Origin of the sequence: Actinoplanes couchii, assembly GCF_016862075.1 — a bacterium.
Taxonomy (GTDB): domain Bacteria; phylum Actinomycetota; class Actinomycetes; order Mycobacteriales; family Micromonosporaceae; genus Actinoplanes; species Actinoplanes couchii.
On record NZ_BOMG01000106.1, the window covers coordinates 84,987 to 103,784 of the forward strand.

Annotated in this window: 17 protein-coding genes and 1 pseudogene; 4 read left to right on the forward strand and 14 right to left on the reverse strand. The window is 71.7% G+C overall.

Translation table 11 applies throughout. The annotated features are described in order from the left end of the window. Positions 1-42: 42 nt before the first annotated feature. The 6 genes from Aco03nite_RS43560 to xerD all read right to left on the reverse strand — a co-directional run bounded on the left by Aco03nite_RS43560 (position 43) and on the right by xerD (position 4,940). A complete protein-coding gene (locus tag Aco03nite_RS43560; RefSeq protein ID WP_203807313.1) occupies positions 43-474 on the reverse strand; it encodes a hypothetical protein in 432 nt (143 codons plus the stop codon). Continuing rightward, positions 471-902: a hypothetical protein gene (locus Aco03nite_RS43565; RefSeq protein ID WP_203807315.1), complete on the reverse strand. Its 432-nt coding sequence runs from the start codon at positions 900-902 to the stop codon at positions 471-473. Before Aco03nite_RS43565 ends, Aco03nite_RS43560 begins: the two co-directional genes overlap by 4 nt. A 188-nt stretch (positions 903-1,090) precedes the next feature. Beyond that, a complete protein-coding gene (locus Aco03nite_RS43570) occupies positions 1,091-2,263 on the reverse strand; it encodes an MFS transporter (protein ID WP_203807316.1) in 1,173 nt (390 codons plus the stop codon). Positions 2,264-2,297: 34 nt separating this feature from the next. Further along, positions 2,298-2,969 (reverse strand): zinc metalloprotease, encoded by a 672-nt coding sequence (locus tag Aco03nite_RS43575; RefSeq protein WP_203807318.1) that lies wholly within the window; start codon positions 2,967-2,969, stop codon positions 2,298-2,300. 11 nt (positions 2,970-2,980) lie between these two features. After that, positions 2,981-3,913 carry a ParA family protein gene (locus tag Aco03nite_RS43580; protein WP_203807320.1) on the reverse strand — a complete coding sequence of 311 codons (933 nt, stop codon included), beginning with the start codon at positions 3,911-3,913 and terminating at the stop codon, positions 2,981-2,983. A 112-nt stretch (positions 3,914-4,025) separates the two neighbouring features. Further along, entirely contained in the window at positions 4,026-4,940 is a 915-nt protein-coding gene (gene xerD / locus Aco03nite_RS43585) for a site-specific tyrosine recombinase XerD (RefSeq protein WP_203807372.1), read from the reverse strand. 104 nt (positions 4,941-5,044) lie between these two features. On the opposite strand from xerD, the gene Aco03nite_RS43590 reads away from it, so the two are divergent. Further along, positions 5,045-6,253, forward strand: coding sequence for a barstar family protein (locus tag Aco03nite_RS43590; protein ID WP_203807322.1), 1,209 nt, complete (start codon positions 5,045-5,047; stop codon positions 6,251-6,253). A 62-nt stretch (positions 6,254-6,315) separates the two neighbouring features. Next, positions 6,316-7,095: an SAM-dependent methyltransferase gene (locus Aco03nite_RS43595; protein ID WP_203807324.1), complete on the forward strand. Its 780-nt coding sequence runs from the start codon at positions 6,316-6,318 to the stop codon at positions 7,093-7,095. On the opposite strand, the gene Aco03nite_RS43600 is transcribed toward Aco03nite_RS43595, so the two are convergent. Next, entirely contained in the window at positions 7,085-7,462 is a 378-nt protein-coding gene (locus Aco03nite_RS43600) for a VOC family protein (protein WP_203807326.1), read from the reverse strand. The two genes, Aco03nite_RS43595 and Aco03nite_RS43600, sit on opposite strands and share 11 nt — an antisense overlap. 50 nt (positions 7,463-7,512) lie before the next feature. Then, the gene (locus Aco03nite_RS43605) at positions 7,513-7,932 is read right to left on the reverse strand and encodes a VOC family protein (RefSeq protein WP_203807328.1); all 420 of its coding nucleotides are present in this window, start codon (positions 7,930-7,932) and stop codon (positions 7,513-7,515) included. 30 nt (positions 7,933-7,962) lie between these two features. On the opposite strand from Aco03nite_RS43605, the gene Aco03nite_RS43610 reads away from it, so the two are divergent. Next, positions 7,963-9,063, forward strand: a complete 1,101-nt coding sequence (locus Aco03nite_RS43610) for a nucleotide disphospho-sugar-binding domain-containing protein (protein WP_203807330.1) — start codon at positions 7,963-7,965, stop codon at positions 9,061-9,063. Here the strand turns inward: Aco03nite_RS43610 and Aco03nite_RS43615 are convergent, their stop codons facing one another. Beyond that, positions 9,064-9,651 (reverse strand): TetR/AcrR family transcriptional regulator, encoded by a 588-nt coding sequence (locus Aco03nite_RS43615; protein ID WP_203807332.1) that lies wholly within the window; start codon positions 9,649-9,651, stop codon positions 9,064-9,066. A gap of 125 nt (positions 9,652-9,776) precedes the next feature. Here Aco03nite_RS43615 and Aco03nite_RS43620 point away from each other — a divergent pair, with 125 nt between their 5' ends. Continuing rightward, on the forward strand, positions 9,777-10,940 hold the full coding sequence (locus tag Aco03nite_RS43620; protein ID WP_203807334.1) for a macrolide family glycosyltransferase: 1,164 nt from the start codon (positions 9,777-9,779) through the stop codon (positions 10,938-10,940). Here Aco03nite_RS43620 and Aco03nite_RS43625 read toward each other — a convergent pair. The 5 genes and pseudogenes from Aco03nite_RS43625 to murJ all read right to left on the reverse strand — a co-directional run. Next, complete coding sequence (locus tag Aco03nite_RS43625) at positions 10,937-11,512, reverse strand: NUDIX domain-containing protein (protein ID WP_203807336.1); 576 nt, start codon at positions 11,510-11,512, stop codon at positions 10,937-10,939. The two genes, Aco03nite_RS43620 and Aco03nite_RS43625, sit on opposite strands and share 4 nt — an antisense overlap. 1 nt (position 11,513) lies before the next feature. Further along, complete coding sequence (pyrG, locus tag Aco03nite_RS43630; protein WP_203807338.1) at positions 11,514-13,214, reverse strand: CTP synthase; 1,701 nt, start codon at positions 13,212-13,214, stop codon at positions 11,514-11,516. Positions 13,215-13,333: 119 nt separating this feature from the next. Then, positions 13,334-15,496 carry a hypothetical protein gene (locus Aco03nite_RS43635; RefSeq protein ID WP_239145926.1) on the reverse strand — a complete coding sequence of 721 codons (2,163 nt, stop codon included), beginning with the start codon at positions 15,494-15,496 and terminating at the stop codon, positions 13,334-13,336. A gap of 65 nt (positions 15,497-15,561) precedes the next feature. Further along, positions 15,562-16,674 (reverse strand): glycosyltransferase family 4 protein, encoded by a 1,113-nt coding sequence (locus tag Aco03nite_RS43640; protein WP_203807339.1) that lies wholly within the window; start codon positions 16,672-16,674, stop codon positions 15,562-15,564. Positions 16,675-17,074: 400 nt separating this feature from the next. Beyond that, a pseudogene (gene murJ / locus Aco03nite_RS43645) lies at positions 17,075-18,717 on the reverse strand (murein biosynthesis integral membrane protein MurJ); the annotation flags it as partial. Positions 18,718-18,798 lie beyond the last annotated feature (81 nt).

Genomic DNA, 18,798 nt, shown 5'->3' on the forward strand with positions numbered 1-18,798 from the left:
GACGGGCCCGGTCTCGCCGGGCCCGTCCGCGCCGGTCACCGATCATCCAGCCGGTGGCCTGCTCCAGTGTTCGGTCATCACGGCCATCGCGTCGGTCAAGGTCATCGACGCGACCTCGGACTCGGGCACACCGGCCTCGTGGATCAGCTGGTAGACCAGGCCGGCGGGCAGGGATTTCGCGGGGGTGCCACCGTCGTCCTGGCCACGGTCGGGGAGTTCCTTGTCCCGGACGCAGGTCCAGAACTCCGCTTCGGTCACCACCAGTTGATCGGTCAGGATGGTCTTCCACAGCGCGGGGCCGTAGGTCGTCTTGTCCACCGGGCGCGAGATCCGTGTTCGCAGGATCCTCCCGTCACGCAGCGGCAGCTCGTAGGTGACGTGATGGCCGACCGCGCGGCCGCGCGCGTCACGGACCGTGTTCCACTGCTCGGTGACGCAGAACTGGTTGTGGTCGACCCGGGTGCCGGCGTTCACGCGGCCGCCGTCATGGCGCCGCCCAGCAGCCAGTCGCGCAGCTGCTCGTCGGTGGAGAGCTCCACGAGTTCGACCACGGGACGGTGCGGGGCGTGGTTGGGGGCGGTGCGCAGGCGGTCGTTCCAATCCTCCGCGTACTCCCGCAGCGCGACGACGGCGTCGTCCAGGGCCGCGTCGAAGGTCTCCCCGTCACCGTGCACCGGAAGGCCCGGCAGGATGACCGCCCAGCCACCTCCCTCGGCCAACACCTCGGCCCGCGACGGACGAAGCGCTGCCAGCTCGTCTCGTAGTTGCCGCGCGGGAACAACCAGGTACTTCTCGCTGTCGCGAGTCACCGTGGTGACGAGTCCTGCCTCAGCAGCATCGAGAACCGCCCGAAGATTTCGCCGGGCGATGGTGTACGACTCGAAGTGACGGGCCTGGTTCATCAGGGCGCTCCTGGATAGTCGGGTGCTCCTATCCTCCCAGGCAAGATGAGTACGTCAAGTACTTCACGTACTTGCCACTCGATGCAGACCGCACGGTGACCACCGCATTCGCCCGGCGGTCGCGTGGGGGGCCTCGAGTGGGACCGCCTTGCGGGACGGGGCGGGACGTTCTGGGTCTGCTTGAGGTGCTATTCGTATCGGCGTAGGGGATTTGTTTCTATCTTTTGTGGGCTTCGGGTGGAACCGGCGGCGAATACCGCGGCTGCCGCGATTGTCAGGGCTGTGCACAACAGCAGGGTTCCGGTGTAGCCGAGTAGGGCCAGGGCGCCTCCTGCCATGACGCCGGAGAGGACCATTCCCGCTGTTGTCGCGTTGGCGAAGAGGGTGGTGGCCCGGCCTGTCGCGGGGGCCATGGCGTCCTGGAACCAGCGGATTCCGGCTGCACCCACTACTGCTATGCCGGTGCCTCTGGCTATCTGGCCGGCTATCAGCAGCGGGACGTCCCGGGCCAGGATCGTCACCGCGAAGAACAGGGTGAAGCAGACCATTCCGGTCAGGATTATCAGGCGCTGGCTCACCCCGGCGGGGATCGCCGCCAGCGCCAATGCCGTCAGTACCTCCACCACCGCGCAGACGCTGAACAGGACTCCCACCGTGGTGGTCGGTAAATGCAGATCGCGGGTCACGTAGAGCGGCAGCACCATCGAACCGGCGAACATCGCCGCGAAGAACAGGGTCACGCCCGTGGTCAGCAGGAACGTCGCCCGTGGGGCCAGGCGGACCTCCGGCTCGGTGCCGGGATGCTGTGGGCTGCGGTCGGCGGGCGCCGGGACCATCAGCAGGAGCCATGTCGCGGCGACGGCTATCAGGACCGCCGCGGTTCTCGGGATCGCCTGGAAACCCCTGGATGCCAGGACCGCCGTGCCCAGCAGCGGGCCCACCGCCCACGCCAGGGACCAGGCCGAACGCAGCAGCGGGGCGGAACGGCGGCCGGCCGGACCGTCGCCGAGGATCACCCGGGCCAGGGCGAACAGCTGGGGGAACGCCGCCACCAGAGCGCCCAGCAGGGTGAACGCGATCAGGACCAGCAGCGGGAACGACGTGACCACCGTCATCAGGGCCAGGGCCGCGGCGCCGGAGAACATCGCGGCGGCGGCGAACCGGCGCGACGGGCGGCGGTCGAAGGCCCGGCCGGCCAGCCAGCTGGTCAGGATGCCGCCGATGCCGTGGATGGAGACGAAGACGCCGGTCTCCAGCGGGCCGAACCCGGCCACCTCGGTGACGTACAGGACAAAATACGAGCCGACCATCGCATCGGCGACGCCGAGCATCAACACGGCGACTACCAGTGATATCGACATCGTTCACCACGATAACCGTGGTGAACGGCTCCGGTCAGGCCCAGATACGCAGGAAGAGCACGCCCAGGAAATCGATCGCCCACAACAGCAGCGGGTAACCGAGCGGGAAGAAGGCGCAGATCAGGAGGATCAGGGCGCCGACGTTCTTGTCCTCGAACCAGAGCCGCATCCAGGCCATGCTCGGGCCCGGACGGCGCAGCGCGTGCCACAGGATGCCGAAACCGTCCAGCGGCGGGATCGGGATCAGCGCCAGCAGGCCGAACCCGAGCAGACCGCCGCCGAGCGACAGCAGGATCTGCTGGTCGTACCCGCCGCCGGAGACGCCGCGCAGCAGCTCACCCGGCGTCAGCCAGGACAGCGCCGTGCCGCCGTAGACCAGCGCGTAACCGGCGATCACCAGCAGACCGGCGAGGATGCAGGCCACCGGGCCGGCGGCGAACACCGCGGCCGCCCGGCCCCGGCCGCGGTACCGCGGCACCTCGTCGACGGTGATCTGCCGGCCCCAGCCGGTCCCGCCGATCAAGGCGCAGACCGCGCCGAACGGGTCCAGATCCTGGCGGAAGCTGAAGCGGGGCGCCGGACGGCCGTCGTTGAGACCGACGACACGCGCGGTGAACCGCATCGCCAGCGAACGCAGTGCGATGGCGAGAAGGAAGGCGACGACCAGGGCGACGAAAGCCACCGGCTCGCCGAGCGCGAAGAGCACGGGTGCGGAACCTAGCCTCGTTCTGCCTGGGCGGCGATGACCTCGCGAGCGAGCTGACGGTAGTTACGGGCGCCGGACGACGCCGGGTCCAGCGTAGTGATCGGAGCGCCCGCCACGGTCGACTCCGGGAACTTCACCGTCTTGGTGATGACCGTCTGGTACACCTTGTCGCCGAACGCCTCGACCACCCGCTGCAGCACCTGGCGGCAGTGCGTGGTGCGGGAGTCGTACATGGTGGCGAGGATGCCCTCGAGCTCGAGATCGAAATTCAGCCGCTCGCGCACCTTGTCGATGGTGTCCAGGAGCAGCGCCACCCCACGGAGGGAGAAGAACTCACACTCCAGGGGGATCAGCACACCGTGCGCGATGGTCAGCGCGTTGATCGCCAGCAGGCCCAGCGAGGGCTGGCAGTCGATCAGGATGAAGTCGTACTCCTTGCGGACCGAGCGCAGCGCCCGGGCCAGGGCCATCTCCCGGGCCACCTCGTTGACCAGCTGGATCTCGGCGGCGGAGAGGTCGATGTTGGCGGGCAGCACGTGCAGGCCGGCCACATCGGTCTTGATGATGACGTCCTCGGTGGCCACGTCGTCCTGCATGAGCAGGTTGTAGATGCTCAGGTCGAGGTTGTGCGGGTTCACTCCGAGGCCGACCGAGCAGGCGCCCTGCGGGTCGAAGTCGACGAGGAGGACCTTGCGCCCGTACTCCGCGAGGGCGGCACCGAGGTTGATGGTGCTCGTCGTCTTGCCGACGCCACCCTTCTGGTTCGCCAGCGCGATGATGCGAGCCGGGCCGTGCCTGTCCTTCGGCATCGGCTCGGGAATGGGGCGGCGCATCGTGTACGCCGTGGGGTCGGCCGGGCCCAGGTCGGCACCGAGATCCAGGGAAGCCTGCTGCTCGCGGAGCGCAGAGGTCCAGGCGTCCGCACGCTCGCCGTTCCCTGCCATGACCTTCGCCCCCTTTCGACTCACAGCTGGAGCCGATGCCCGACTGTACGCCAACCGTGCCGCCCTGACGGGGTCAGCCGGTCGGCGTGTCGCATCCACGCATCCACAGCGTCTAACGAGCGCGCGGGTGAGCGGTCGCGTACACCTCCCGGAGACGTTCGACGGTTACCAGGGTATACACCTGCGTCGTCGTCACCGAGGCGTGTCCCAGCAGTTCTTGCACCACCCGTACGTCAGCGCCCCCGTCGAGCAGATGCGTCGCGTAGGAGTGACGCAGCGTGTGTGGGCTGACCGCGTACGGACCGTCCACCGGCAGGCCCACCGCGAGCGCGCACCGGCGCAGCACCGTCCAGGCGCTCTGCCGGGACAGCCGGCCGCCACGGGCGTTCAGGAACACCGCCGGCGTGCCCCGGCCGGACTCGGCCAGCGAGGGCCGCGCCCGCACCAGATAGGCCTGCACCGCGGACCGGGCGTAACCGCCGACCGGGACCAGGCGCGCCTTGCCGCCCTTGCCCCGCAACACCACCGCCGGATCCACGTCCAGTTCGAGATCGTCGATGTCGGCGCCGACCGCCTCGGAGATCCGGGCGCCGGTGCCGTAGAGGAACTCCAGCAGCGCCCGGTCACGCAACCCGAGCGGGGAGTCGGCGTCCGGCACCGCCAGCAGCCGGCCGACCTGCTCCACGTCCAGGGCCTTGGGCAGGCGTTTCGGCGGGGCCGGGGGACGTACCTCAGCGGCCGGGTCGTTCGGGGTGAGCCGCTCGCGGACCGCGAACCGGTGCAGGCCGCGCACCGCCGACACGGCCCGCGCCGCCGACGACGCCGCCAGCCCCTCCTCGCGCAGCGCCGCCAGGTGCCCGGCCACGTCGGCGGCCCGCACCCCGGCCAGCTCGGTGACCCCGGCGGCGGCCAGCCACTCGGCATATCGATGAAGGTCACGCTGATAGGAGGCGAGGGTGTTACGGGACAGGCCACGCTCCACGGTCAAGTGGTCGAGATAGGTCCTGATCGTCCGGTCCAGGCTCAGAGTGCCACCTCCGTTTTCCGAAGTTTACGTCTGACCTGCCGCTCTTCCCGGATGCACGGACCGGTATCCGCCGCGCGCAGGTCCGGCCTGTACGGTTCCACCCGATGAGCGGCTTTCCCTGGCTTCTGGTGGACCAGAACACCGACAACGGTGAACTCGTGATCGCCGCCTGCTCCGACATCGACGGCCTCTTCGTCGACCCGCCCGCGCCGCCGGTCGAGCGGTACACCCTGCTCGGCTGCGAACCGACCGGCCGGCTGCGGGACGCCTGCAACGGTTTCGGCCCGGCCCTGCTCGGCAACGTCGGCCTGGACGCCGTCCACCCGCCCGGCTCGGACCACCCGGCACACTGCTGGCACTGCGCCGAGGAGCTGCTCGACATCACCGTGCTCGACGCCCGGGCCTCGGTGCTCGAACCCGGACTGTTCGACGTCACCCTGGAAGGCCGGCTGCGGATCGAGGAGATGGCCCGGTTCGCCCGCGGCGCCGACAAGGCCCCGGACGCCGACGGCTACCGCCTGGTCGGCGTCACCGGGCACGGCGACGAGGACTTCGGCTCCTGCCGCGACGTCGACGGGGTCTTCCGCAGCCGCCCGGCCCCCGCGCCGCGCGGCGCCACCCTGATCGGCTGCCGCCCCGAACCGCCGCTGCAACGTGCCCTGGACGCCCTGGCCCGCGGCGCGGCACGACGGCGGCGCTGGGTGCAGGGCTCGATCTTCAGTGTGGACCGGGACGGCACCGCGGTCGGCATGGTCGGCGCCGCCCTCGGGGCCGAGGTCGCCGCGGTACGCCCGTCCCGGCTCGGTGACGGACTGGTCGACGTGACGGTGGAGCCGACGTACGGCGACGCGATCGGCGGCCCGCGCCCGGCCGGAGCCCGCGTCGTCTGGCAGCAGTGGCGGGCCAGCCGCCCCGAGGTGCTCGGCGAATGGGCCGAACACGACGCCGACCTGCGCCACGAGTGGGCCGGGGTGGCGCTGGCCCACCACGAGCACCGGCCCGACCGGCCGTCCGGCGCCACGTACCACCTGGCCGGGGTGAACATCACCGACGTGGAAGGGTTCTTCTGCGCCATCGGCGAGGCGATCAACGGGCCGGGTGGTTACTTCGGCTGGAACCTGGGCGCCCTGCACGACTGCGCCCACGGCGGCTGGGGTGCGGCGCCCGCGTTCACACTGGTCTGGCACGACTCCGAGGTGGCACGGCAACACCTGATCGGCGGGTACGACAGGCGATGGTGGGCGCCCGCGGTGACCATGGACGACCTGCTCGGTTATCTCGCCGACTCCGGCGTCGAGGTCGAGCTCCGCTGACTGTTCGTGCACACTCCGTCCACTTTTTGTCCGGCGCACTGTGGACCGTGTAGGTTGCCGCCATGCCGGTCGATCTCAACGCCTCGGTCCCGCACTCGGCGCGGATCTACGACTTCCTGCTCGGTGGCAAGGACAACTTCGAGGCCGACCGCCAGGCCGCCGCGGAGATCGTCAAGCACTCCCCGAGCATCCCGGTGTCGATGCGTGCCAACCGGGACTATCTGGCCCGGGTCGGTCATTTCATGGCCGCGGATCTGGGCATCCGTCAGTTCCTGGACATCGGGACCGGCCTGCCCACCACCCCGAACCTGCACCAGGTGGTCCAGGGTGTCGACCCGTCGGCGCGGATCGTCTACGTGGACAACGACCCGATCGTGCTGGTGCACGCCCGCGCCCTGCTGACGTCGTCGGCGGAGGGCTCGACCTCCTACCTGGACGCCGATCTGCGCGACACCACGACGATCCTGGAGTCGGCCGAGGTGCGAGCGCTCGACTTCAGCCGTCCGATGGCGATCAGCCTCATCGCGATCCTGCAGTTCATCACCGACGAGGACGAGGCGTACCGGGTCATCGACACGCTGATCGACCGGCTCGCCCCTGGCAGCGCCCTCGCCATCTCCACCGTCACCGCCCACAACGAGCAGGCCGTTCAGGGCGCCAAGGCGTACACCGCCCGGGGCATCCCGGCCAAACCGCGGACCGACGACGAGGTCCGGGGCCTCTTCCGCGGTCTGGAGATCGTCGAGCCCGGGGTCACCCTGGTCAACCGGTGGCGGCCGGACGGCGCGATCCCCGAGGACTTCCACGTCCAGATGGCCGGCGCGGTGGCCGTCAAACGGTGAGTCTCTCCGTGTAATCGGTGAAACCCACCACGTTGCCCCACGGGTCGGCGATCTCCACCGTCCAGCCGGTCGCCACCGGGAACGGCTCGGCCAGCAGTGTCACCCCGGACTCGGTCAGCTCCTCGGCGGTCGCCCGCGCGTCCGCCACCTCCAGCCACAGGCGGGGCCCCGTCACGTTGCGGGGCTCCTCACCGGTGCGGCGCACCAGCAGCCCCGGGGCCTGGTCACCGAGGCGGAACAGCGCGATCCCCGACTCGTCCCGCCGGAACGCCACCGGCAGACCGAGCCGCTCCGCGTAGAACTCCACAGCGGCATCCAGATCCCCGACGGTGAACAGCACGTTGTCGATCCCACGAATAGCGATCACGTCTTCTTCTCCACCCGGCCAACCGTACAAGGGACGGCCCCGCGCAATGGTCAGCCGGCCATGAAGACGCAGAAGGTGTGGCCGTCGGGGTCGGTGTAGACGCGTAGCGGCTCCTCCGGATCCCTGCTGCGATCGAGACGTAGCGTGCCGCCCAAGGCGAGCACTCGATCGTGTTGACGGTTCAGTTCCTCGAGTGAATCGACCTGGGTGTCCAGGTGCATCTGTTGCGGGACGTCGTCGGCCGGCCAGCTTGTCGGGCGTACCCCGGTGGTCTGCTGGAACGCCAGCTGCCAGGAACCCGCCGGTGGGCGTAGGACCAGCCAGTCCCGGCCCTTCGGGTCGTCCTCGCCGGGGGCGGGTGGCTCGTCGCCCGGCCGGTACTCCAGGGCCAGCAGCTCCCGGTAGAACTCGGCCAGCCGGCGCGCGTCGGTGGTGTCGAGCACGAACGAGCGGAGGATCGGCACTGTCATGCCGTTCGGATACCCGCCTAAAGTGGATTGATGCGTGTCCTGGTCGTCGCCGCGCCGCTGGTCGGGCACGTCTTTCCGCTGGTGCCGCTGGCCCGGGCGCTGCACGGCGCGGGGCACGAGATCGTGTTCGTGACGGCGGGTGACGGGCTGCGGGTGGCGGCGGCCGGGTTCCCGGTGCGGGACGCGGCTCCGGGGTTCACCTTTCACCGGGCGGCGGTCCGGGCCGTGCTGCGGCGTCCGTTTCTGATCGGCGCCGAGCCGGCCGGGACGGCGGGCACCCGGATGACCGGGGGACTGTTCGGCGCGGTGAACGACGCGATGCTGGCCGGGGTGCTGGACGCGGCGCGCGAGTGGCGGCCGGACCGGATCCTGTTCGAGCCCTCGGCCGCGGCGGGTGCGGTGGTCGCGGCCCGGCTGGGGGTCACCGGGATCCTGCACGAGAATTCGTTGTACGACGGGCCGGCGCTGCTCGCCGCCACCCGCATGCGCGGACGGCCCGAACTGGCCCCACCGGCCGCGGTGATCCGGATCGCCCCGGCGAGTGTGGCGGGGCGGGGCACCCACCTGCCGATGCGGTTCGTCCCGTGGGCCGGTGCCGGTGAGCTGCCGGGCTGGCTGGCCGAGCCCTCGCACCGGCCCCGGATCCTGGTGAGCCGCAGCACCGTCGCCCGCCCCGGCCCGGACCGGACGACACCGCGCATCGTCGCGGCGGCCGCCGAGGTGGACGCCGACGTGGTACTGATCCGGCCGCCCGAGAAGTACCTGACCGTCCGGCCGGCCGCAGAGTACCGGAACGTCCGGAGTGTCGGCTGGGTGCCGATCCCCGCGGCGCTGGCCTCGGCGACCGCGATCATCCATCACGGCGGCGCCGGGACGACCTTGACGGCGCTGCAGGCCGGTGTCCCGCAGCTGATCGTTCGCGGCGCCGGCGACCGGCGGCACAACGCCGAACTGGTCGCGGCCCGTGGCGCCGGGCTGGCCGCCGACCCGCGGGACATCTCCCCCGCCCTGCTGAACCGCCTGCTCACCGACCCGGTGGTGGGGTCGGTGGCCCGGGCGGTGCGCGCCGAGATCGCCGCGATGCCACCACCGGAGAACCTGGTCGAGGCCATCCGTCAGGCGGTCCGCTGATCAACCCCGGTCGGCGCCGGGCCGTAGCGCGGCGAGCGCCAGGTCGACGAGGGCGTCCGCGTACTCCTCGGTGAGCGGGCCGGTCCGCAGCATCCAGCGGTGGTACATCGGGCCGACGAACAGTTCGACAGCCAGGTCCGGGTCGATGCCGGCGCGCACGTGGCCCCGCAGCCGGTCCTTGATCGTGTCCAGCTGGGGCCGCAGGATCCGGTCGCGCACCTGGTCGGCGAAGCTCTCGCTGGTCAGCGACTCCACGGTGAGCGCCCGGGTGATCTCGGACAGCTTCGGGTCGGCGAGTTCGGCGACGGTGGCGCGGACCACGAGACGAAGGTCGGCCTCGAGGTCACCGGTGTCCGGCAGGGCCGGTGGCCCGGCGGCGGTGACCTGTTCGGCGAGGGCGTCGAGGACGATCTCGCCCCGGCCCTTCCACCAGCGGTAGATGGTCTGTTTCCCGACGCCGGCCCGAGCCGCGATGGCCTCGATGGTGAGCGCGGCATACCCGGATTCGGTGATCAACGCCAGGGCTGCGTCCAGGATCGCCGTGCGGGATCGTTCGCTACGACGGGTGGCGTCGGGTGGTTTCGGCACGGTAGAGAGCCTAACCCAGGACGAGACGCAACGTCTCGTCTTGACAGCTCGACCAAAAGACGAGACGCTACGTCTCGTCTCGCCGAGAAGCCGAGAAGCCGAGAAGCCAACCAAGGAGTCCGACAATGCACATCGCGATGGTCAGCATCCCGTTCCCGGGGCACGTCAATCCCAGCATCGAGATCATCCGGGACCTGGTCGGCCGGGGGCATCGCGTCACCTACGCGAACGATCCCACCTGGCGTGATCAGGTAGAGGCCGCCGGGGCCGAACTCAAGGAATACCGTTCGACGCTACCCAGAGGAGACGACTGGGCCGGCGACGCCATCGACCACCTGACGCTCTTCCTGGACGACGCGATCGCCATGCTGCCCCAGCTCCGCGCGGCCTATCAGAACGACAGGCCGGACATTTTCCTGTACGACATCGCAGGCGCCCCGGCCCGTCTCCTGGCCGAGGAGTGGAGCATCCCGTCGATGCAGCTCTCCCCCACCTTCGTCGCCTGGACCGGTTACGAACAGGACATGGCCCCGATGGTCGAGCAGATGCGCGCCGACCCGAGGGGCGCCGACTACTACCGCCGGTTCACTCAGTGGCTGACCGAGCAGAAGTCGTCGACCACCGACAGCACCGCGTTCATGGCCCACCCGGCGCAGGGCCTGGTCCTGATCCCGAAACAAATGCAGCCGAACGCCGACCGGGTCGACGAGTCGGTCTTCACTTTCGTCGGGCCGATCCTCGGCGACCGCGACGACCAGGGCGACTGGACCCGCCCACCAGCGGCGGAGAACGTGCTGCTGGTGTCGCTGGGGTCGACGTTCACCGACCACCCGGAGTTCTACCGGAACTGCATCAGGGCATTCGGTGACCTGCCGGGCTGGCACACGGTGCTGCAGATCGGCAGGTTCGTCGACCCGGCGGTGCTCGGCGAGATCCCGGACAGTGTGGAGGTGCACACCTGGGTGCCGCAGCTGCGGATCCTGGGCCAGGCCGACGCGTTCCTCACCCACGGCGGCATGGGCGGATCGGCGGAAGGTCTCTATTGCGGTACGCCGATGCTTGTCGCCCCGCAGGCAGCCGACCAGTTCGGGAACGCCGACATCCTGGTCGAGCTGGGAGTGGCCCGCCGGATCGACACCGCGATCACCGCCGCGGAACTCCGTCAGGCACTCCTGGATCTGGTGCGTGACCCCGCCGTACGCAGCAGAAGTGTGGAAATCAGTGACCGGCTGAAGCAGAACCATGATGCCGCGACGCTCATCGAGAACGCCGCGGCAGCAGGCGTCTAGCCGGGCAGGACCGTCCAGCCGGTGTCGCGGGCGCGGGCGGCGGCGAGGAGGCCGCCGACCGCAGCCGCGTTGGTGATCTCGCCCCGGAAGACCATGGCGACCGCCTCGTCCAGATCGACCAGGCGCACCTCCAGATCGGCCTCCTCGGCGGTCCGGACGTGCCGGTCGGCCTCGGGCACCGGCGCCAGGTCCCGGGCCAGGAACACCCGCACCCACTCGTCGGCGAAACCGGGCGAGGTGTGCAGGTCGATCAGCCGCTCGATCCGCCCGGCCGTGAGGTCGGCCTCCTCGGCCAGCTCACGGCCGGCGGTCAGCGCCTCGTCCTCGCCGACCACGTCGCGCAGCCCGGCGGGCAGCTCCCACAGGTGCTGCCCGACCGGGTGCCGGTACTGCCGGATCAGCACGACCCGGCCCCGGTCGTCGAGGGCGACCACGACCACGGCGCCCCGGTTCTCCACCACGTCCCGGGCGGCGGTGCTGCCGTCGGACATGGTCACCTGATCGGTGTAGACCGAGAAGATCGCACCGTGGAAACGCTCTTCCCGGGACACCGTCTCGTGGGTGAACCCCATGTCAGGCCTCGGTGATCTCGGGCGCGTCCAGCGACACCGGCAGTTCGTCGGCCGCCGCGTACGCCACCGCGGCCCGGACCAGACCGTCGAAGAGCGGGTGCGGCCGGGTCGGGCGGCTCTTCAGCTCCGGGTGGGCCTGGGTGGCCACGAAGTACGGGTGGGTCTCCCGGTCCAGCTCGATGAACTCGACCAGACGGCCGTCCGGGGAGGTGCCGGAGAAGACCAGGCCGGCCTGGGACAGCTTGTCGCGGAAGTCGTTGTTCACCTCGTAGCGGTGCCGGTGCCGCTCGGAGATCTCCGTCGCGCCATAGACCTCGGCGACGATCGAACCGTCCTTGAGCGTGGCCGGGTACGCGCCGAGCCGCATGGTGCCACCCAGGTCACCCTTGCCGGCGACGATGTCCTCCTGATCGGCCATCGTCGAGATCACCGGGTAGGTGGCCTTCTCGTCGAACTCGACCGAGTTCGCCCCGGCCAGACCGGCCAGGTTGCGGGCCGCGTCGATGGTCATGCACTGCAGGCCCAGACACAGGCCGAGGATCGGGATCAGGTTCTCCCGGGCGTACCGCGACGTATTGACCTTGCCTTCGATGCCGCGGACACCGAACCCGCCGGGGATCACGATGCCGTCGACGCCCTTGAGCGCCGCCGCCGCACCGGCCGGGGTCACGCAGTCGTCGCTCGGCACCCAGCGCAGCTTGATCTTCACCGTGTTGCCGAAACCGGCCGCCCGGATCGCCTCACTGACCGACAGGTAGGCGTCGGGCAGATCGACGTACTTGCCGACCAGGGCGATGGTGATCGTCCGCTTGGGGTGGTGCACCCGCTCCAGCAGGTCGTTCCAGGTCTTCCAGTTGACATCACGGAAGGACAGACCCAGGCGGCGTACGACGTACGCGTCGAGCCCCTCGTCGTGCAGCACCTTCGGGATGTCGTAGATGCTCGGCGCGTCCGGGCAGGCGATGACGGCTTCCGCGTCGACGTCGCAGTAGAGCGCCAGCTTGTGCTTCATCTTCTCCGGGATCTCCCGGTCACTGCGGCAGATCAGGGCATCCGGCTGGATACCGATGTTGCGCAGCGCGGCCACCGAGTGCTGGGTGGGCTTGGTCTTCAGCTCACCCGACGGGGCCAGGTAGGGCACCAGCGAGACGTGCAGGTAGAAGACGTGATCCCGGCCGACCTCGTGGCGGACCTGGCGGATCGCCTCCAGGAACGGCAACGACTCCATGTCGCCGACCGTGCCGCCGACCTCGGTGATGACCACGTCCGGAACGTTGCCGTTCTCGTCCGGGTCGGCCATCGCGAAGATGCGGCTCTTGATCTCGTTGGTGATGTGCGGGATGACCTGCACGGTGTCGCCCAGGTACTCACCGCGCCGCTCCCGGGCGATGACCGCCGAGTAGACCTGGCCGGTGGTCACGTTCGCCTTGCCGGACAGATCCCGGTCGAGGAAACGCTCGTAGTGGCCGACGTCGAGGTCGGTCTCGGCCCCGTCCTCGGTGACGAAGACCTCGCCGTGCTGGAACGGGTTCATCGTTCCGGGGTCGACGTTCAGATAGGGGTCCAGCTTCTGCATCACGACGCGGAGACCGCGGGCGGTGAGCAGATTGCCGAGGCTCGAGGCGGTGAGGCCCTTACCGAGCGAGGAGGCGACGCCCCCGGTGACGAAGATGTGCCGAGTGTCGCGCACTGATGAGGCCAAGGCCCGCTCCCGTGGTCGCCGTTCTTACGGTTCTTGCGGCCGGGGCGAGCCCCATCCACGGGAATTCACCGTAACACTCATTGCCGCCGCCTCCACGGTCGGGCCGGTTGACCTGCGTGTCACGACACAGTCAATGGATCCTCGTCGGCTTTCCGTAGTAAAGGGCCGCCGGGGCCGTCCGTCTCCCCGGGCGGCGGCGTCCGGTCCGCGGCGTGCAGCAGCACCCGCAGCGCGGTCAGCACCGCCACCGGCACCGCGGCGGCCGCGGCGGCCCCGGCAGCACCCAGCGCGGTGCCGCCCAGGACACCCGCGATCAGGGTCGCCACCACCGTCCCGGCCACCCCGGCACGGACCGCCGGGTGCAGGCCGTAGACCCGGTTCAGGCCACCCCACGGGGAGAACTGGCAGAACACCATCATGATCGCGCCGAGCAGCGCCAGCAGGGTGAGCGGGCTGTCCACCAGCGCCTGCCCGTTCGCGGCGGTGGCCCGCTGCATCGCCGGGCCGGCCGTGCCGTCACCGAGCGCGGTCAGGATCCGGCCCAGCGTGCCCTGCTCCAGCGGCGGACGGCGCAGATCCACCACGGCGAACGCCAGAGTCACCGCGACACCGGACAGCGCCGCCCACGCGAACCGGGGGAACGTCAGCCAGCCCCCGGTGCTGATCGCCGCGGCCACACACACCCCGGCGGTCACCGCGATCGCCCCGACCGGGTCCGCACCCAGGTAGGGGCTGCCGACCATGACCACGCCCAGGCCGCCGAAGGTGACCACCACCAGCGGGCGCCAGCGCTTCGTCGCCCACTGGGCCAGCGAGCCGGCCAGCAGGAGCAGACCGGCCACGAACACGCCCAGGCCGACACTGCCCAGCCCGGCGTACCGGACGCCGTGGATCGCCGAATAACCGGCCACCCCGTTGAGCTGCAGCCGGGCCCCGGTCACCAGGTCCACCGCCACCACCAGCACGCTCACCGCGGAGACCGCGGCCATCGGCCACAACGTCCGCTCGAACCGGGGCGCCAGCCGCACCAGCAGGGTGCCCGCGGCCATCAGAGCGGCCGTGGCGGCCCCGAACAGCCAGGCCGGGTGATCGCTGTTCCACCACGGGGCCACGTCCGCCAGCAGCGACGCCGGGATGGCCAGACCGGCCGCGATCAGCGCCAGCTCGGCCAGCACCACCACCCGGCGCGGCGGCAACGGCGGACCCAGCGGACCGGCGTGCCGGCGGGCCCGGATCAGCACCGGCACCACCGCGACGAAGAGCACCAGCTGCACGATCGCCAGCACGGTGAAGAAGATCTCGGCGACCCCACGCTGGGCGATGGCCCGCCGGTCGGCGTCCCGGTCACCCTGCATCGCCTCGGCCGGATCGGCGGGCCGGCCCGGGGCCGAGGTGGCGGTGTACCCGGCGAACAACTTCTCCGGCGCGTCCCGGCCCAGCACCGACAACACCGTCGGCGCCAGGTCGACCAGCTGCAGATAACCCTCCCGGCCGGTGCCCGCCGAGGTCAGCCAGCCGCCCTCCCAGCCCGGGCCCTCGGCGATGGCCACGTGCAGGCGGGAGGTGGTGTCGGTGTCGGCGAGGCCGGCGATCAGCATCATCGAGTTCTGCGGGCGGGCGGCCAGGACCCGGGCCAGGGTACGGTCGGCGGCCTCCACCGCGGCCGCGCGCTCCGCCCCGTCACCGGCGATCGTGCCCAGGTCGACGACGCTGAGCACACAGTCGTCCAGCAGCGGGGCCGGATCGGCGGGCAGCTCGGCGACGTACCTGTCGACCCGCCCGAACGGCCGGGCCGCGGCGATCGCGGCACCCGGGCCGACCGCCACCGAACAACGGACCGACTCGGCCAGGGCACCCGGCGTCGTCCCGTACGGCAACCGGTCCTGATTGGCCCGGACCACACTCGGCTGATCGGTGAGGTTCGCGCCGATCCCGTCCGGCTGGGTCAGCGCGGGCGCCGCATCGGGGCAGCGCCCGGACACCGCCCGGGTGTCCCAGGCCGCGTAGTTCCCGGCGCCCAGCGTCAGCCAGCCGTCGGCCGGGCAGGTCACCGCATGCGCCGACCGCACCGACAGCCAGCCCACCGAGCCGTCCCGGGCCTCCTGCCACAGCGCCGGGGTCCGGACCGGATCCAGATCCTCCCAGCGCAACCCGGCCGCGGCCGCCACCACCACGTAGTCGGCGTCACCACGGGTGGTCTGCCCACCCGGGCGGAACGTCAGCCCGGCCAGGCTCACCGCCGCGACCAGCACGGTCAGCAGGTACGGCACCCAGGTCGGGATCCTCGAGCCGGGCGGTGTCCCCGGTGGGCGGACCCGCCGCAGCCGGTCCAGCCGGCGTGACGTGCTCACCGGCGGACCGCCGCGACTTCCGCGTAAGCCGACCGCACGTCGGCGACCACGTCGTCCTCACCCGGCCAGGTCGCGGCCTGCCGGGGCCCGCGCGCGGCGTAGTCGGCACGCAGCTGCTCGTCGCCCAGCAGCCGGCGGACCGCCTCGTCCAGCGCCTCCGGGTCCTTCGGCGGGATCTGCACCGCCGCGTCCCCGACCAGGCCGGGCAGCCCGCCGACCGCGGTCGCGACCAGCGGCACCCCGGCGTGCAGGGCCTCCTGGGCGAACAGCTGCCGGGCCTCCCAGTCACTGGTGATCACCGCGAGGTCGGCGCCGGCCAGCAGATCCGGCACGTCCGCCCGGTGCCCGAGCAGCTGCACCGGGGCGTGCAGCCGGGAGGCGCGCTGGGCCAGCGGCATGTAACTCGGCCCCGACCCGGCGATCACCACCACCGGCGGCGGCGTCAGGTCACGCCAGCGGGCGGCCACGTCCACGAGCATGTCGTAGTTCTTCTGCGGGTGCAGCCGGCCGACCGACACGATCAGCGGGGTGCCGCCGCGCAACCCGAACTCGGCACGCACCGCCGCCCGGGACCGTTTCGGGGGCGCCAGCTGCGGTGCCGCCACCGGGCCGAGCCGCGCGTTGCGCGCCCCGAGCGTCACCGCCCGCTGCACCAGGTCGTCCGACGCGCCCAGGGTGATCGCGGCGTTACGCGCCACGATCCGCTCCAGCAGGGCGCCGGCCTGGCCTTTGATGCCCCGCGCGAGGACGGCGTTGTGCCAGGTCACCACCAACGGCACGCCGGTACGGGCGACCGAGGCCACAAACGCGGCGCGCAGACCGTGCGCGTGGATCACCTCGGCGTCGCGCCCGGTGATGGCCTTGCGCAGCTGCCGGATCGCGCCGGAGTCCTGCGGGCCCGGGTCGGCCGGGATCTCCACCACCGAGAACTCCAGCCCCGACGCGGAGAACCCGAAATGCTGGTCGACCGCCGACGGCCCGCACACCAGCACCCGGCAGCCGGCGGCGACCAGGCCGCGGGCCAGCGAGGCGACGTGCTGGCCGATCCCGCCGGTACTGGACGCGACCACCAGCACGACCGAGCCGCGCCATCCCTCGTCGCTGCTCACGACCCGTAATCCCCTCTCCTCGGCGACCGATCCCCGGCCCACCGCTCGCCAACCGCTCGCCGCTCGCCCGCTCTCGCCGGGATCGGCTCTCGCCTGCCCCACCCGCCGGTGGGCCACTTCCCCGCCGCGCCTGGGCGGTCTACCTCTCCGCCACTCGTCCGGCGGGCCTTCCCCCACTGCCTTCGCGGTGACCCGCTGCGAACCGTCCTCGCGGTGGCCCGCCGTCATCCATCACCCTCGCGGCGGTCCTTGCCCGCTGAACTGCCCTTGCGGCCTGTCGCCCTGGTGGCCTGCCGCTCTGGCCAGTGCCCTCTCGGGCCGTCACTCTTACGCGGCGGGACGTCTCAGGCCACCGGCCGGCATCTCCGCCACCGGCCGGCATCTCCGCCACCGGCCGGCGTCCCTGCCGCGGGCCTGGCCGGACAGCGGCCGGGCCGCCGCCGGGTGTCACCGCGGCACCCGGCGTCACCGGCCCAGGCGCCGCCGCACGGTGGCGGCCAGCGGCCCCAGGTCGTGCCGGTCGAGCGCGAAGGCGACCACACCGAAGACAGCCACGACAGCCATACCGCCCAGCATGCCCTCAACGAGACTGCCGAGCACGCCCGGGGTGGGCCGGACGGCCGACCCCGACCAGGCGACCGTGCCCCACCCGGCGAGCCCCGCGACCACCGCCGCGACGACCGCCGCGAACGCGGCCCGGCCCAGCCCGGCCAGCGCGTCCGGGCCGGCGTGCCGGCGCACCGCGAGGACCAGCAGCACACCGGTCACCGTCATGCCGATCGCGTTGGCCAGACCGAGGCCGAACACCTCCCGGCCCGCGCCGGGGAGCAGAGTGGCGACGATCACCGCGACCCCGGCGGTGAGCCAGCCGACCGCGGAGGCCACCGCCGCCGCGACCGTCGCACCGCGCGCGTAGAGGGCCCGGGAGAGCAGAGCGAACAGCGCGTAACCGATCAGCCCGGGCGCGAAACCCACCACCCCGGCCGCGGCACCGCGCGCGTTGATCAGCGCGGTGATCGGAACGGCCAGACCGGCCAGGGCCGCGGTGCCGAACCCGGCGAGAAGCACCACCGACCGGGCCGTGCCCGCCAGCGCGGTGGCGAACCCGGCCTCGTCCCGGTTCTCCACGGCGGCCGACAGACGCGGGTAGACAGCGGTCGCCAGCGGCACGGCGAGCACCGCCCACGGCAGCAGGAAAACCGTCTGCGCCCCGGTGTAGTGGCCCATCTGCTGCGCGGCCACCACCAGGATCAACCCGGCGACCAGCTGCTGGGCGCCGACGGTGACCGCTCCGGCCCAGCCCAGGCGGACCGCCTGCCGGCCCTCGTCGCCGGGGAACCGGAACGACGGCCGCAGCCGCAACCGCAGCCGGCTCACCGGGATCACCAGGCACAGGCTGAGCACCACGACACCCAGGGTGGTCCCGATCGCCAGGGTGAGCTCGCCCGCCCGGCTCAACCCGGCGAACCCGGTGCGCGCGCCGTCGAGCACGGCATAGGTGAGGTACGTCCCCATCACGGTCACGCTGGACAGCAACGGCGCGATCACCGGCCAGGCGAACCGGTGATGGGCCTGGAGCACGCCGGTCAGCACGATGCCGACGCCGTACAGCGGCAGTTGCGGGGCGAAGATCCGCAACATCCGGACGGCGATCTCCTGGTGCTCCGCCGGGATGTCGAACATCCCGATGATCCACCCGGCGGCCGGCAGGACCAGCAGGGCCAGCGGGACGCTCAGCGCCAGGACCCAGGTCAGCAGCGCGGCGGTGACCCGGCTGACCCGCTCCCGGTCGCCGGCGGCCACCGCGCCCGCCAGCAGCGGCACCACCAGGCTGGCCAGGGCGCCACCGGCCGCCAGCTCGAAGACGATGTTCGGGACCAGGTTCGCGGCCAGGTAGAGCGACGCCAGCCCGTCCTCGCCGACCGTGTAGAAGAAGACCGTCGTGCGGCCGAAACCGGCGAGCCGGGCCAGCACGGTCAGGATCGAGATGAGCGCGGCGGCCCCGGCGAGCTTGGCCACACCCGACCGGCCGGAAGCCGGCACGACGGCCGGAGCGCCACCGGCAGCCGGGCCCGAGGCGACAGCCGGGGCCCCGTCAGCAGCCAGGTCCGGGGCGGGAACCGG